Raw genomic sequence first — 15,322 nt, 5'->3', positions numbered from 1 at the left:
GCTGTGCAACTCGCACTGCGTGGACTTCTCAGCGCCAATTCTTCTTTGTTACATTAGCTCGAAAGAATCCCGATATTCCTTCGCTAATGCGCCTCAAAGAATTGGCGCTGAAAAAGTCCTGAAGCATGCATCTTCAAGTATCATGGGTATAGCATGATGTTTTCAGGTTATGCAGAACGTCAATCTAATGAGTACTGGCAAGTCTTTTTTCAATAGTGATATTGCTTCATTATGATTCCTTCGAAGTCAGTATCACTATCCCATTAGTTTCATTATTTATTTCTATTTCAACTCTCTTATTTCAAATATCTCTTAAACCAGTAGCCAAATCCACGTTAAATTCGAGAGCTGGCTATTCCGTGTCTATACTCATTTGTACCAAGCAAATTTATTCTTCATTGGCCTAAGTTTCCTAAAGTCCTACTGAGCCGAAATTGAAGCCATTTCTTCTGTTAACACCGACGGAGTGATGATTATGCTATATCCAAGAGAAGTAAAAACCATTTCTGATGCTAAAAAGATTGTCGATGCTCGAGGCTTATCCCATGTCAAAGTCGGCTTTTTTGATATGGATGGGAACATGCTCGGCAAGTACATGAGCAAAAAGAAATTCTTCTCATCACTCGATAAAGGCTTTGATTTTTGTGATGTGGCATTAGGTTGGGACTGCAAAAACCAATTATACGATAACACTCACTTTACTGGCTGGCATACAGGGTACCCTGATGCAAAAATGCGCATCATACCGGAATCCTGCAGAGAACTCCCCGATGAGAACGGCACGCTACTTTTTGTATGCGAGTTTACTAAAAAAGCTCAAAGTATTTGCCCAAGATCAGTTTTGCAACGGGTCATTCATTTTGCAACTGAACAAGGTTTTATTGTTAACGCAGGCTTTGAATATGAATTCTTTATGTTTCAAGAAACACCTGAGTCTATTCGTGAAAAAGGTTTTAAGAATTTAAAAACACTCTCACCCGATTGGTGTGGTTACTCTGTACTTAGGAACTCAACTCATTCCGATTTGTACCATCAAATTTTATCACTCGCTGAAGATATGGACTTTCCAATAGAGAGCCTTCATGAAGAAGCTGGGCCTGGTGTAATTGAAGCTGCCATTTCAGTTGATAATGCAGAAAGTGCTGCAGATAAAGCAGCGCTGTTCAAAACATTCATGAAAGTTCTCGCCCAGAAAAATGAGTTGATGGCGACCTTTATGGCTCGCTGGTCAGAGGATTACCCGGGACAAAGCGGACACATTCATATTTCGTTGAACGCCATAAAAAATGGACATTCCGAGTTTTTTGCACCGAGTCACGAACACAATATGAGTAATATTCAGAGGCACTTTATTGCAGGTCAACAAAGGTTAATGCCTGAGTTTTTAGTATTACTTGCACCGAATATCAACAGTTACCATCGTCTCACGCCAGGACTCTGGGCACCGACACATGCAACTTGGGGAGTCGATAACCGAACTACGGCAATACGCGTGATTCCGGGTGATGAAAACTCCCAACGTATCGAATACCGACTAGCTGCAGCCGACTCCAACCCATATTTAGCACTCGCAGCCGCTTTAGCATCTGGTCTGTACGGAATAATGCATAAATGGCAAGCAACAAAGCCTGTTAGAGGAAACGCCTATGATGAAAAGCATCAACATGAACACCCTCTTCCACAAACTCTAGGTCAAGCGACTAAGATGTTTAAACAATCTGCAGCAGCTAGAGAAATGTTTGGGGATGAGTTTGTTGACCATTTCTCGGCAACTCGGGAATGGGAGGAAAGGGAATTCAGAAAGCATATTTCTGATTGGGAGCTCGAACGTTACTTTGAATTGATTTAAGCGAGTTGTGATTATGTCTAACATTCAAAAAACGATATCACCAATTGATAACTCCGTGTACGTTGAACGTAAACTAGCTTCTCGTGAAGAGATCGAGGATTCAGTAAATTCCGCTAATAAAGCACTTCATGACTGGCAAACGCTATCAATAAATCAAAGAAAACAACTGTGTTCACAGGCGATAGAAATCTTTAGCAGTTTAAAAGATGAAATCGCTAAAGAAATTACATGGCAAATGGGGCGGCCGATATCCCAATCTGCAGATGAGATTAAAGGATTCGCTTTTCGAGCAAACTATATGTTAGATATTGCCGAATCAGCATTATCAAACGTTTTCCCTGAAGAAAAGTTAGGGGTTGAGAGGTATATAGAGAAAGTGCCAGTTGGCATAATTGCCATCATCGCACCATGGAATTACCCTCTACTTACGGCAGTAAATACCCTCATACCAGCATTAGTGGCGGGAAATGCAGTTATCTTAAAGCACTCTCCTCAAACGCCTCTTTGCGCAGAAAGAATTGTTGAAGCATGCCGCTTAGCGGGTATACCTAAGGCAACTATTCAATATCTTCATCTCAATGAGGCTGGGGTTGAATTTCTTGTCAAAAAAACAGCTATCCATCACGTTGCTTTTACAGGCTCTGTTAAGGGCGGTAGTGCAATAGAAAAAGCCGCTGTAGGACGTTTTCTTGGCACAGGTTTCGAGCTTGGTGGTAAAGATGCGGCCTACATTTGTGATGATGCGGATATTGAATTGGCAGTAGAGTCGATTGTCAGCGGTGCCTATTACAATTCTGGGCAGTCTTGTTGCAGTATTGAGCGATTATATGTACCAGCAAACATATATAACAAAGTGCTAGAACAAGCGATAGGCCTCATAAATCACTATCAGTTAGGTCCTCCTGATGATCTCAATACGAATTTAGGCCCTCTGGTTTGCACTCGATCTGCGGATTTTGTTAGGGCCCAAATAAATCAAGCGATTGCTAAAGGTGCAGTTACTCATATTGATGTTTCAAAATTTGAAATCAACAAAAACGGAACGCCATATTTAGCGCCACAATTGCTGTCTCAGGTTGATCATTCCATGGACATCATGACAGAAGAAACATTCGGCCCAGTGTTAGGGATTCAAAAAGTCTCTGATGATGCCGATGCTATCAAGCTCATCAATGACAACCAATATGGCCTTACAGCTTCTGTTTTCACAAGTGACTTTCATAGAGCAAAAAGAATAGGTAAGCAACTCATGACTGGCTCTGTCTACGTGAATAAATGTGATTACCTTGATCCAGCTCTAGCCTGGACTGGTGTTAAAAACTCTGGCCATGGATGTAGCCTCTCAATACTTGGATACAACGCAGTGACCAGACCTAAGTCATTTTATATCAATCAAGGGAAATAACATTATGGCTCTCAACTGGCACTTTCCAACAGAAATTGTCTTTGGTCGCGGACAAGTCCAACAAATCAATTTTCTTTGTGCTGCACTTAATATTACTCGGCCATTGATTGTGACCGATCAAGGGCTCGCATCATCTCCGATTATCAAACAGTTCGAAATCTTCTTAAAGCTGAAAGCTCAAATTTTTAGTTCTGTCACAGGCAACCCAACAGATATTCAAATAACTGAGGGTGTAAAAGCATGTAAGGAAAATAACATTAACGGTGTAGTGGCTATTGGTGGAGGTTCTGCACTCGATGCAGGAAAGGCAATTGCATTTATGTCAGCTCAATCATTACCCCTTTTCAATTTTGAAGATAATAACGATAACTTTAAAAAAGCCAACTCGGACGGAGTCCTGCCTATTATCGCCATACCCACAACAGCAGGAACAGGTTCAGAAGTCGGACGCTGCTCCGTAATCACGGATACACAGGCACAAAGAAAACGAATTATTTTTCACCCCAAACTTTTGCCTACCTATGTCATATTAGATCCTGAGCTAACCACAGGTTTACCAGCAAATTTAACTGCGGCAACAGGAATGGATGCCCTTTCTCATAATTTAGAAGCTTATTGTTCGCCCAGCTTTCACCCTATGGCTGAAGGTATTGCTGTTGAGGGTATTAAGCTCATAAAGAATTATTTAGTCAGAGCGGTGCAAAATGGAAATGACATAGAAGCCAGAGAACACATGTTGATAGCTTCAACAATGGGAGCAACGGCATTCCAAAAAGGGCTAGGAGCAATGCACGCACTAGCTCATACTTTAGGTGCTATGTATAACGCCCATCACGGTCTACTGAATGCAATTCTGATGCCATACGTTTTAAAGGCGAACCAAGCGGTTATTGCTTCAAAAATCGTCCCAATCGCTAACCATATTGAATTACCAAAAAAGAATTTCGACGGTTTTCTTGATTGGGTTATCTGGCTAAGAAGTGAAATAGACATCCCGCATAGCCTCGCAGATATTGGTATTTCAGATAAAGATGCAACAAAAATTGCAGCATTATCTCATAGCGATCCTGCCGCGTCAGGGAACCCTATTTCATTTTCAATCGAGCAATATCAACAAATATTTTTGAATGCGGTGAATGGAAAATTATGAAGATTGGTTTGCTTCTGTGTGATCATGTAAGAGATGAACTTCAACCCGAACACGGTGATTACCCTGAGATGTTCGAACAGCTTTTTAAAACGGTTCAAAATGATATCAAATGGGATACTTACGCAATCATCGAACATGAATTTCCTAGCACATTATCAGGTTACGATGCTTGGCTTATTTCTGGTAGTCGGCACTGTATATCAGATAATTTGGACTGGATGCAGAAATTGTCGAATCTGCTCCTTCTGCTGATTGAGCAAAACCAAAAGTTGATCGGCGTTTGTTTTGGCCATCAAATTATCGCTCAAACATTGGGAGGGCGAGTTGATACATCTAGAAAAGGCTGGGGAATAGGCATCGCTACAAACTCAGTACTGACTACTCAGGCTTGGCAACAACCCAAAATGAACACATTTAATTTAGTGGTGAGTCATAAAGATCAAATTATAGAAAAGCCCAAAAAAGCCGAAATTATTGCAGGAAGTCTCTTTTGTGAAAACTACCTGCTGCAATACGGCAATCAAATTTTAACGATTCAGGGGCATCCAGAGTTTTCAAAAAGTTACATCGAAGCACTTATGTCCATCAGAAAAGTCCAATACCCTAAAGACACCTATTTGAACGCTCAACAATCCCTTAAACTACCTTGTGATCACATTCAGATTTCGAAATGGATCATCAATTTTATTTTAATGGAATAATGGGTCGTACAACCTCGCTGCCAAAAACACTTGCATGAAAGCGGCGTGACAAATTAAACGTTTCTATAATGTCTTTCCACATTGCATCCAACTCTTTGGTTGAACTGCGTTTACTCATTAGAGATTTAATCTCTTCTATTTCATCTGCCACTATCACTTTAGCGTATTGCTCTGCATAGCTTTCCAATAAGGCTTTATCATTTTCTGGTACACCATATATGTCGCCATAATGCATATAAGCAGTTTTTCTCAATGCAACGTCATCAATGTCCTTAAGAAGTGTTGGCAATAATGGGGATTCACACATTAACTTAACTCGCTCAATAAATACCTTCACATCTTCTGGCTTACATTTATCTATGTATTCTGTATGAGCCTCCCAAACAACTTCGACATGTTCTTTCACTTGATTGCCAAACTTCAGGTTTATATTAAGAGTTTCAAGCGTAAACGTGCCGAAAAAAACCACTGCTAGCCTATCTTGGTACTTTAAAAAATGCCGCCAATTTAGGTACCAGAGTCGCATCTCCCAAAAGTTTTCAACTTTCAATTCTGTCCATAAATCAAAAAGGTACTCAAGAGGTATACTCTCTCTGACTTCATTTATTGTCGTTTCATCATCAAAAACTTGAGTTGCTCTGTTAACAAAGCTTTCTCTTCGCTTAGCAAGTGCCTCTGGGTCATCTTTATCGATTGGGAACAAATCAATATGAGATTGATAAAGCTTTCCTGATGTCATTAATTACTTACCTGTACAACGAGTGGATGTCCAATACTGAGTATAGATGCTTTTTTGTGTTACTTAATCTCAGGTTAAAACTGTATTTTAAATACTCTTTACTGAGCTGTTAATGTCACAATGTGTTTGTCTAAGTCATTTCTTATTGTGCACCTTGCACCATTAAACTCCATTGTTCTATATCTTGGCATCGCAGGACCTTCTGCACTCATATAAAACAAACACGTCTTAGTAGGATGAATATGTTTGTTGTTAGATTTCGGAATATACACCATAGATAAAATAGCTGAGGTATCAAAGTCTTCATCTTTCCCAAGTACATGACCAATGGTTAATGAATTTTTAGGTGTAACAAAATTGTCAGCAGCCACTTTTCTTATATGAGAGACACCATCATCCCCAAGTTGAGAGCTTAAAACTGGTGTACAGCCATTATCGACTTTCACAAACGTTCCAAATTCATTGAGTTGAACAGCTTGAACTCGCCAAGCTCCCCTACTACTAACAAATTTCATTTGTGTATGAGTATTGCAATTCCCCATAGGGTTTGAATTTTGGATGGATACACTTGCAAAAGCGTTATAACAGATAGGTGATAAAATTATCAGTGAGACTATTCTTGCTAATTTATTCATTCTCTCAACCTCGAAGCGGTTAATTTTCAGTCACAAAATACTAGTAGGTTTCATCTGAATAAATGCTTACAAGGATATAGATATCTCCCATATTTCGAGGAAGTTTTGATAGTTTACGTTCGAAAACAACCAACCGCTTCACGAATCAATAAGATGACAACACAACAAGAAAGAGTAAGAGTGCTAACAACACTAAGCTCATCCATTGAGTTTTACGACTTTGCACTCATCATTTTTCTCGCCCCAACACTGAGTAAAGTATTTTATCCTTCTGATTTTCAGCACCACGGATTGATGGCGGTTCTTGGTATCTTTGCCTTTGGTTACTTAAGTAGAATCATAGGAGGTGCAATCATCGGAGAGAGAGGCGATAGAAAAGGACGAAAGCCTGCATTTGTCTTTAGTATTGGCTTAATGGCCTTTGCGACACTGGCTATATCGCTATTACCCAGTTATCAACAAATGGGGTATATAGGAGCCTTTTTACTCGCAGTACTGCGAGTCACGCAAAGTTTAGCACTGGGCGGAGAGGTCCCTGGAGCGATTGTTTTCTGCACTGAACATAATAATGCTCACAAACGTGGTTACAGCACAAGTTTAATTATATTTGGCGTAACATTTGGTAATATTCTGGCAAGCGGATTACAGTCTGTCTTGTCTTCGCTTCTGACCCAGCAACAGTTTTTAGCTTGGGGCTGGAGAATCATGTTTGTTGTCGGCGCAGGTTTAAGCTTAATCAGTTTACTCTTAAGGTTTAGCGTCAAAGAGACCTCCTACTTTACAGAAGAAGAAAAACACCTCCCCAAAGAAGCACCTCTTATTTATCAGTTGCTCAAAATGCATCCTAAATCTGTATTTAAAGGTTTTTTATTAACATCTCTAGCGGCAATTTCTATTTCTTCTTTTTATCAATTGATGAGCTTACAACTTTCTCTCAGAGTAATGAAAAGCACCATTCACTTCTTTGTTTTTTCTAGTTTTATCATTATAAGCACCAGTGCTGTACTCGTGGGAATGCTTTCAGATAAAATCGGTCGCTTACCCATTGTTCAAATGAGCTGTGCTGTATTTAGTCTCTTTCCTTTGAGCTATTTTTACTTCCACAAAACAAATATCATTTTTACTTTTATACCTCTTATCATTGGTTCAGCACTCATATTAGGGGTTTTTACCGCAATTCTTGCTGAACTTTTTCCAACCTCTGTAAGGTACTCAGGTGTTGCTTGCTGCTACAATTTAGGCTTTGCGATCTGTGGCGGGTTAACGCCTTTAATACTGGAAAAGCTCAACTTACATGGCATGTTTATGTCTATCAGTGTCCTACCTTGTGTTATTGCCGGGCCACTTCTTATATACAGTTTTTTTTGGAAAGATAACTTTCGCTCCCCCCTTACGAGCCAGTCTCCTTAAACTTTAAAGGTTTCTAATATTTATTAAGCTTGATTTCAGTCAAACACATTTATAACAAATACTCATATAGTTGTGCGCACTTCTTAAGTATTTCGCAATAAAGCTTATTGCAAAGGACTAAACTATGAATAAAACTTTATCCTGCTTTAAAAAATCAGCTGTTGTATTAGCAGTATTGAGTGGAATGACATCTGTGTCAGCTGTTGCAGCAGATTCTGGATTTATTTCTGACAGCAAAACAACACTAAACTTTCGCTATCGTTTTGAAAATGTCGATCAAGACGGTATAGCTAAAGACGCTAATGCTTCTACATTAAGAAGCCGACTCAGTTTCAAAAGTGGTACTGTCAATAATCTCTCAGTCAATGCTGAAGTTGATAATGTAAGTACAATCGGTGCTGATGATTATAACGACGCATCGGCTTTCCATAATAAAACAGGCTACCCTGTTGTGGCTGATCCAACCGGAACCAGCTTAAATCAATTGAATGTACAGTATAAAGATGGTGCTACCGTGGCTACCTTAGGTCGTCAGCGCATCAATTTAGGCAATCAACGTTTTGTTGGTGGTGTCGCATGGCGCCAAAACGAACAAACATTCGATGGGGTACGTGGTCAGCATGCATTTAGTGACGCTTTCTCAGCTGACTATAGCTACATTTATTATGTGAACCGTATCTTTGGCCCAGATGGCCCTAAGCGTGGTTTAGACGGTAAGTTCAATTTGCTAAACTTGAACTATAAACTGAATAACGATCATAAGTTTACTGGTTTTGCTTATTTACTTGATGCTGATGACTGGGTCGATTCAAACAACACTTACGGCATCGACTATAACGGTAAGTTTGGTTCTCTAAAAACGCATGCCAGCTTTGCGACTCAATCATTTAATGGCTATGACGCCAACTATTATGCTCTTGATGGGACATTGAAAATCTCTATGTTCAACATCACACTAGGCCTTGAGCAATTAGGCAGTGATAGTGGAAAATATGGTTTCAGCACACCTCTTGCTACCGCGCATAAATTCCAAGGCTTTGCTGATAAGTTCTTAAGTACACCGGACAATGGTGTAACCGACTACTACGGTAAAATTGCAACTAAGTTAGGTCCTGTTAATATTGCAGGTTTCTATCACCAATTCGAAGCTGTAGAAGGTAACGCTGATTACGGTACTGAATTTGATTTAGTCGCTAGCTATAAAGTCCACAAGACAACAACTCTAGTAGCGAAATATGCAAACTATGATGCCGATCAATTGGCTTCTGATACACAAAAAGTTTGGTTAATGGCGAATGTGAACTTTAATCTATAAAGGTTCATTGTCACAAAAAAATAGCAGCCAATTGGCTGCTATTTTTTTATCTATTTAAAGGTAAAACTACACTGAAAACGGATAATTGATAGCTTCATGATGCTCATACCCTGTCACTTCAAAATCGTCTAACGTTACCCAAGTTTCAAGATCTTCAAAGCTCTTAATCTTTGGGTTAATGTGCAATTCAGGAGAAGAGAGAGGTTTGCGCTTTAGCTGAACGTCACGCATTAACTCAAGCTGGTCCTCATAGATATGAGCGTTCACAATCTTGTGATAAGCCTTACCCGCTTTTAAACCAGTGATCTGCGCCATAATCTTGAGCAGTGCAAAAACTTGAATAGCGTTAAAGTTTCCACCAAGCGGAACATCTTGACTGCGTTGATAACTGTTTAAATAAAGGGTGCCATTTAAAATCGAAAACTGATGCTGAAACATGCAAGGTCGCAAACAACCTAAATGGAATGAACCGGGATGGAAAAAAGTAATGATCTCACCACGGTTATCAATCCCTTTTGACAAGTCATCGAATACTTGGCGAATTAAATCAACACTTCCACCATCTGGTTTAGGGAAATTACGGGCAACAGCACCGTATACGAACCCCATATCATCTTCACCTTTTCGGTGTGGATTGTTAAGCCAAGCTTCATTATCGTTAGCATTGGCGTTCCAAGTGTTGCATCCGATTGCTCTGAATTGTGCCGCATTATCATACCCTCTGAGATATCCGAGTAATTCTGCAATTGCGGCTTTCCAAAAACTTTTACGTGTCGTAACCAAAGGCATTGCATTATTGGCAACATCATAAGTCAAATCAGCATTAATGACCGTTAAACAACGCTTACCGGTTCGCTCATTCTCTACCCAGACGCCGTCATCAATAATGCGCTGGCATAAATCAAGATACTGCCTCATTTAGCTTTGTCCTTTGTTTCTCAGAATTAAATACAGGCCAATTAGAATCATAGGTACGGATAAAATCTGCCCCATCGTGATACAACCAAGATAATAGCCTAATTGAGCATCTGGCTGACGAACAGTTTCTACAACACAACGGAACACGCCATAGCCAACAAGGAACATACCCGAAACAGCACCTTCTTTTTTCGTTCGCTTACTGAACCAATATAACAACAAGTAAAGTGCAACCCCTTCTAGAGCAAATTGATATAACTGAGAAGGATGCCTTGGAAGCGGGCCACCACCTGGAAAAACCATCGCCCAAGGTACATCAGTAACTCTGCCCCAAAGCTCACCGTTGATAAAGTTACCTATACGCCCCGCTCCTAAGCCAATAGGCACAACAGGCGCAACCATATCCCCTACGGCAAAAAAGTGACGATTCTGTTTCCAAGCAATATATAACATGCCTGTGATCACACCAATTAAGCCACCATGGAATGACATACCACCTTCAGTAATCCGGAAAAGGTACATCGGATCACTAATGAAATAATCAAATTGATAAAACAGAACATAGCCAATTCGGCCACCTAAAATAACACCTAAAAAGCAATAAAACAGTAGATCTGAAACCTGATCCCGAGTCCACAGACCATTAGACTTATCCGCTTTTCGGTTAAGTAAAATCATCGCCGCAATAAAACCAAGAAGATACATAAAACCATACCATCTAAGCGCAGGCTCAAACGTATGGCCAAATATTTCATACGTGCCCAAATGCAGCATGATTGGATCAATATGTGGAAATTCAAGTGCCATAAAGCTTCCAAAAAATTCAATGAGTTAAAGTCATGTCCAGATTCTATATCTGAGCAGAGTAAATATCCAATAGTTCCCATTTAACTTATAATGAGCTCTAATCCAACAAGTGCTAAGAAAATAGCAAAAAACAGTTTTAATTTCTTAGTTGGCCATGTCATTGCAGCTTTAACCCCCAAAGGAGCGACTATTGTTGAAGTTACCGCTATACCTAATAAAGCAGGAATATAGATGTAACCAATTGTGCCCGAAGGTAAGCCTGTGACATCCCAACCGGCTATGATGTAACCCACACTACCCGCAAGAGCAACACACAGGCTAACTAAGCTAGATAAACCTACGGCTTTTTGCATTTGCAATCCGAAATAACAAAGCATAGGTATAACCATTACACCACCGCCAATTCCTAAAACACCAGATACGATTCCAATCACAATCGTTAACCCTAATAACACGGCTTTACTCGGTAAAGCCCCTTCTGCGCCTTCGGCTTTTATAGGTCTCGCCATATTTATGGCCATCAAAATAACAAACACTGCGAAGATTTTTTTCATATGATCAGCAGGGATATACGATGCAATAGTACCTGAGAATAGCGCCCCAATTAAAATGCCTGGCACCAAAACCTTTGCAACATCCAGTGAAATATTTCGCCTACGATAATGGGCTGTAGCGGCAGAGAATGTCGTGAGCACCATATTTGCAAGCGAAGTAGCTATGGCTATTATTGGTACAAATTGAGGTTGAATACCCGCTTTGGGTAGTAAGTACATTAATGCTGGAACAACAATCAAACCACCACCGATACCCAGCAAACCAGCTATAAAACCGACAAAGGCTCCGAGTATCATACATATTCCGATGATGACGAATAAATTTTCCAAAGGTATACTCCAAAAGGAATAATGCTAAACGTCAGTGTCAGCTTCGAGTGTTATACCTTGTGCAGATAAGTATTTTGTGAGTAAATCTCGAACTTCTTGACCGCTGTCCAGTAACAGTGCTCTTCTCAACATACATTGTAACTCTGTAAAACTGACACGTCGCATTAAGTAATTAATTTTAGCTATATTACCATGATTCATGCTCAACTTATTACAACCCATTGCAAGTAATAGCATTGCTCCCATAGGTTCGCCGGCAAGTTCTCCACACACGCTCACTTCAAGTTGATGTTGTTGGCAGTCCAGCATAATTCTTTGCAGAGCCCTTAACACGCCCGGGTGCAAACTATCGTATAAGCTAGATACTCTGGGGTTATTACGATCAACTGCCAGCAAATACTGCGTTAAATCATTGCTGCCTACAGAAACAAAATCGACTCGCTGTGCCACTTGATCTAATTGATAAATCAAGCTTGGTACCTCTATCATAATACCTATTTTAGGCTTCTGAAGCTGGCTACCGAGCTCTTCTTGGATTTCATGATGCGCTTTATCAAAGTATTCCAGTGTCTCATCGATTTCTTTGAGATGACTGACCATTGGCAATAAAATTTGTAACTGTTGCCTTCCTGCATCAGCCCGTAACATGGCTCTCAGTTGAATTTGAAGAAGTTCAGGATGATCAAGCGACATCCGTATGCCTCGCCAACCTAAAAATGGATTATCTTCATTAATAGGGAAGTAAGGTAGTGGCTTATCTCCGCCTATATCCAACGTACGCATTATGACTGGCCGCCCAGGTACAGCTTCTAATACTTCGGAATAAATTTTGTGTTGCTCAGCTTCACTCGGGAAGCGAGGTTGCATCATAAATGCAATTTCAGTGCGGTAAAGGCCGATTCCATCCGTCTCTTTCACCGTTTCATTATGTATACCACTCAATAAACCAGCATTGACGTGTAACTCTGCTCTCTTTCCGTCTACCGTGATCGTCGGTTTTTTTAATTCTCGACGGTACTTTCTCTCTAATGCTTGTTCAGCACTAATTAACTCCCGATACTCCTTTAGCATCTGGCGAGTTGGTGAAATGAGTAATTGCCCACGATTTGCGTTGAGAATTAATTGCTTGCCATCAAGCTCCGCTAACAAGAGCTTATCTACACCGACGATGGCTGGAATCCCTAATGCTCTAGCCATAATACAGGCGTGAGAATTAATACCACCAAATTCAGAGACGACACCTGCTAACTTTTGTCGAGGAAACTCAGCTAAACTGGTTGCATCAGCTTCTCGAGTAATTAGGATGACTTTTTCATCAGGTTCAAGCTTGATGCGATTAGGCTCAATAAGTTGCCTCAACACTCTTTGACCTAAATCTCTAATGTCCGTAGCGCGTTCTTTTAAATAAGCATCATCCATGACCGAGAATTGCTCTATATAGCGAAGAGAAACTCGGCTAACAGCAGATTCAGCGCTCCACCCCAGCATCACTTCTTTCTCGTATTCCCCCCCCAAACTACTTTCATCTAACAATAAATGTAAGGCACTAAAAATCGAAGCAAGTTCTTCGTGCTGTTCACTATTAAACTTTTGAGTAATTTCATCGAGGCTGGCTCGAGTTCGAGTAATAGCTGAACATAATTTTTGATACTCCACATCGACATCAGTGCATGGAGTGCTTGGCTGTTCAAGCGTGATTTGCCCACCAATAACTAACGCATTGGCAATAGCAACGCCTTGAGAAGCCGACTCCCCTTTGAGAAGTACTTGTCTGCGGGCTACTTGTACTTTTTTCTTTTGCTTTAAGCCATTAATTGCGACGGCAACTTGAGCAGATAGCGTCACTAAAAACGCTTCTTCTTCCTCGTTGTATTGTCGAGCTTCTGATTGTTGTATTGCTAATACACCCAAGACTTGCTTTCTGTGAATGATAGGTACAGATAAAATAGCTCTGTACTCATCTTCCATTAAGACCCGTGAAGTATAAAACTGTGGATGTTCTCTTGCATCGGCGAGATTTATCAGCTCTTCTTTTTGAACAGTCCAGCCAATCACCCCTTTAGTGATAGGAACTTTAAACTTGCCAACAGCAGCCTTTTTCAAGCCATCTGTAGCAGATAAAACGAGTTTACTTCCTTCCAAAATAAAGACAGAGCAACATTGTGTATTCATAGCTTCTTTTGTGCTGGAAACTAGAATATTCAGCGCCTGTTCATATTGCTGGGCAGCAGCCATTTCTTGACTGATCTTTTTTAGCAGTGTTAACAACTATCGCCTCCCATCAATAATGAACAATATTCTTTTTATCTCAAACACGCCTTTTTATGTCAAATCTAAACTTAGCATTACTATTCGGAATATAAACAAAAAAAGCGACTCATTGAGCCGCTTCTTAACTTATCTTTTAAACCTTCTTCGTCCTGTATCTGTGTTTTGTAAAGCAAGCACAACAGGCGCAAATTCCTTCATCGCTTTTCGATAAACGTCTCGTTTAAAAGAAACTACCTGTCTTACAGGATACCAGTAACTTACCCAGCGCCAGTCATCAAACTCTGGATGACCAGAAGCGTTTAGATTAATTGCCTTTTCATTACTGTTCAGTTGCAGTAAAAACCATTTTTGTTTCTGACCGATACAAACAGGTTTACTGTCTTGTCTCACTAATCGTTTAGGTAAACGATACCTCAACCATGAGCGACTTACTGATAGAATATTCACATGCTCTGGCAATAAGCCAACTTCTTCATAGAGTTCACGGTACATCGCCTGCTCTGCAGTTTCACCGTCATCCACACCACCCTGTGGAAACTGCCATGAATGTTGTCCAAATCTTCTGGCCCACATGACTTGACCGAATTTGTTACAGATAATGATGCCTACATTTTCACGGAAGCCGTCACTATCAATCACATGGACTCCATATTTCTTTCCCATTTATAAACTGATTGTTTCACAAACTCTGAACTTCGGCAAATCTATGTTTACACAGTGTTTTGGGATAACCTTGATATAAACCTTAACTTATCAACATTACAATTCAGATACTTATCAGCTTACCCACAATTTCTGTGGATATCTCTGTTCAAAACTTTGAAAAAGTGAACAATGACTGCCATTTACAATTATAAAGTAAAGACTCAACCTTCCGACTAAAAATATAAAAAAATTTAATTTCAATTACTTACATAAAAATATATTTTAACTTGATCCACTTCACAGACATAGAACAGTTTTTAACCCATTCACATTTTCTATTTTACAATCTTAAATTTAGAATATTTTTATACACAGCTGAAGGTCATTTTTTTTCATTCAAGCCTAAAAAAACCACAAAATTTAGATTGACCACAGGTATATTTTTGGTTTAAGCCCTTTAATGTAAAAAGTGGAACCCATCAAACATGGGTAACAAATTAAGAAGAAAAATCTGAGGAGAAAAGCTTTATTTTTGAGATAATAAGTCAACCACGACAACTATCAAAATAAAATGGCGATTCTGAACAAAACAC

The 15,322-nt window shown here is 39.9% G+C and carries 13 protein-coding genes; 6 read left to right on the top strand and 7 right to left on the bottom strand.

Going from position 1 to position 15,322, the window contains the following annotated elements:
- Window positions 1-475 precede the first annotated feature (475 nt).
- Genes JQC92_RS17635 through JQC92_RS17620 form a run of 4 tightly spaced genes read left to right on the top strand, consistent with a single transcriptional unit; the run spans window position 476 to window position 5,105 of the window.
- Window positions 476-1,849 carry a glutamine synthetase family protein gene (locus JQC92_RS17635; RefSeq protein ID WP_205000871.1) on the top strand — a complete coding sequence of 458 codons (1,374 nt, stop codon included), beginning with the start codon at window positions 476-478 and terminating at the stop codon, window positions 1,847-1,849.
- 13 nt (window positions 1,850-1,862) lie between these two features.
- Window positions 1,863-3,254 (top strand): aldehyde dehydrogenase family protein, encoded by a 1,392-nt coding sequence (locus tag JQC92_RS17630; protein WP_205000870.1) that lies wholly within the window; start codon window positions 1,863-1,865, stop codon window positions 3,252-3,254.
- 4 nt (window positions 3,255-3,258) lie between these two features.
- Window positions 3,259-4,404: an iron-containing alcohol dehydrogenase gene (locus JQC92_RS17625; RefSeq protein WP_205000869.1), complete on the top strand. Its 1,146-nt coding sequence runs from the start codon at window positions 3,259-3,261 to the stop codon at window positions 4,402-4,404.
- Window positions 4,401-5,105, top strand: coding sequence for a glutamine amidotransferase-related protein (locus tag JQC92_RS17620; protein ID WP_205000868.1), 705 nt, complete (start codon window positions 4,401-4,403; stop codon window positions 5,103-5,105). The genes JQC92_RS17625 and JQC92_RS17620 overlap by 4 nt, the downstream gene beginning before the upstream one ends.
- Here JQC92_RS17620 and JQC92_RS17615 read toward each other — a convergent pair.
- Together JQC92_RS17615 and JQC92_RS17610 are read right to left on the bottom strand one after the other, a co-directional pair.
- Complete coding sequence (locus tag JQC92_RS17615; RefSeq protein ID WP_205000867.1) at window positions 5,089-5,844, bottom strand: hypothetical protein; 756 nt, start codon at window positions 5,842-5,844, stop codon at window positions 5,089-5,091. The two genes, JQC92_RS17620 and JQC92_RS17615, sit on opposite strands and share 17 nt — an antisense overlap.
- A 98-nt stretch (window positions 5,845-5,942) precedes the next feature.
- On the bottom strand, window positions 5,943-6,479 hold the full coding sequence (locus JQC92_RS17610; RefSeq protein ID WP_205000866.1) for a hypothetical protein: 537 nt from the start codon (window positions 6,477-6,479) through the stop codon (window positions 5,943-5,945).
- 153 nt (window positions 6,480-6,632) lie between these two features.
- Between JQC92_RS17610 and JQC92_RS17605 the strand changes: the two genes are divergently transcribed.
- A complete protein-coding gene (locus JQC92_RS17605; protein ID WP_205000865.1) occupies window positions 6,633-7,889 on the top strand; it encodes an MFS transporter in 1,257 nt (418 codons plus the stop codon).
- Between the two features lie 124 nt (window positions 7,890-8,013).
- Window positions 8,014-9,204: an alginate export family protein gene (locus tag JQC92_RS17600; RefSeq protein ID WP_205000864.1), complete on the top strand. Its 1,191-nt coding sequence runs from the start codon at window positions 8,014-8,016 to the stop codon at window positions 9,202-9,204.
- A 66-nt stretch (window positions 9,205-9,270) separates the two neighbouring features.
- On the opposite strand, the gene JQC92_RS17595 is transcribed toward JQC92_RS17600, so the two are convergent.
- The 5 genes from JQC92_RS17595 to rppH form a co-directional block, all read right to left on the bottom strand.
- The gene (locus JQC92_RS17595) at window positions 9,271-10,122 is read right to left on the bottom strand and encodes a thymidylate synthase (RefSeq protein ID WP_205000863.1); all 852 of its coding nucleotides are present in this window, start codon (window positions 10,120-10,122) and stop codon (window positions 9,271-9,273) included.
- Window positions 10,123-10,929, bottom strand: coding sequence for a prolipoprotein diacylglyceryl transferase (gene lgt, locus JQC92_RS17590; RefSeq protein WP_205000862.1), 807 nt, complete (start codon window positions 10,927-10,929; stop codon window positions 10,123-10,125).
- Between the two features lie 80 nt (window positions 10,930-11,009).
- Window positions 11,010-11,813 carry a sulfite exporter TauE/SafE family protein gene (locus JQC92_RS17585; RefSeq protein WP_205000861.1) on the bottom strand — a complete coding sequence of 268 codons (804 nt, stop codon included), beginning with the start codon at window positions 11,811-11,813 and terminating at the stop codon, window positions 11,010-11,012.
- A 24-nt stretch (window positions 11,814-11,837) separates the two neighbouring features.
- On the bottom strand, window positions 11,838-14,081 hold the full coding sequence (gene ptsP, locus JQC92_RS17580; protein WP_205000860.1) for a phosphoenolpyruvate--protein phosphotransferase: 2,244 nt from the start codon (window positions 14,079-14,081) through the stop codon (window positions 11,838-11,840).
- A 129-nt stretch (window positions 14,082-14,210) separates the two neighbouring features.
- Window positions 14,211-14,723 carry an RNA pyrophosphohydrolase gene (gene rppH / locus JQC92_RS17575; RefSeq protein WP_129946738.1) on the bottom strand — a complete coding sequence of 171 codons (513 nt, stop codon included), beginning with the start codon at window positions 14,721-14,723 and terminating at the stop codon, window positions 14,211-14,213.
- Window positions 14,724-15,322: the final 599 nt, after the last annotated feature.

It is taken from the genome of Parashewanella hymeniacidonis (assembly GCF_016900895.1).
Lineage (GTDB): Bacteria > Pseudomonadota > Gammaproteobacteria > Enterobacterales > Shewanellaceae > Parashewanella > Parashewanella hymeniacidonis.
The sequence above is the reverse complement of the archived record's forward strand: the minus strand, read 5'-3'. Positions and strand labels throughout refer to the sequence as shown.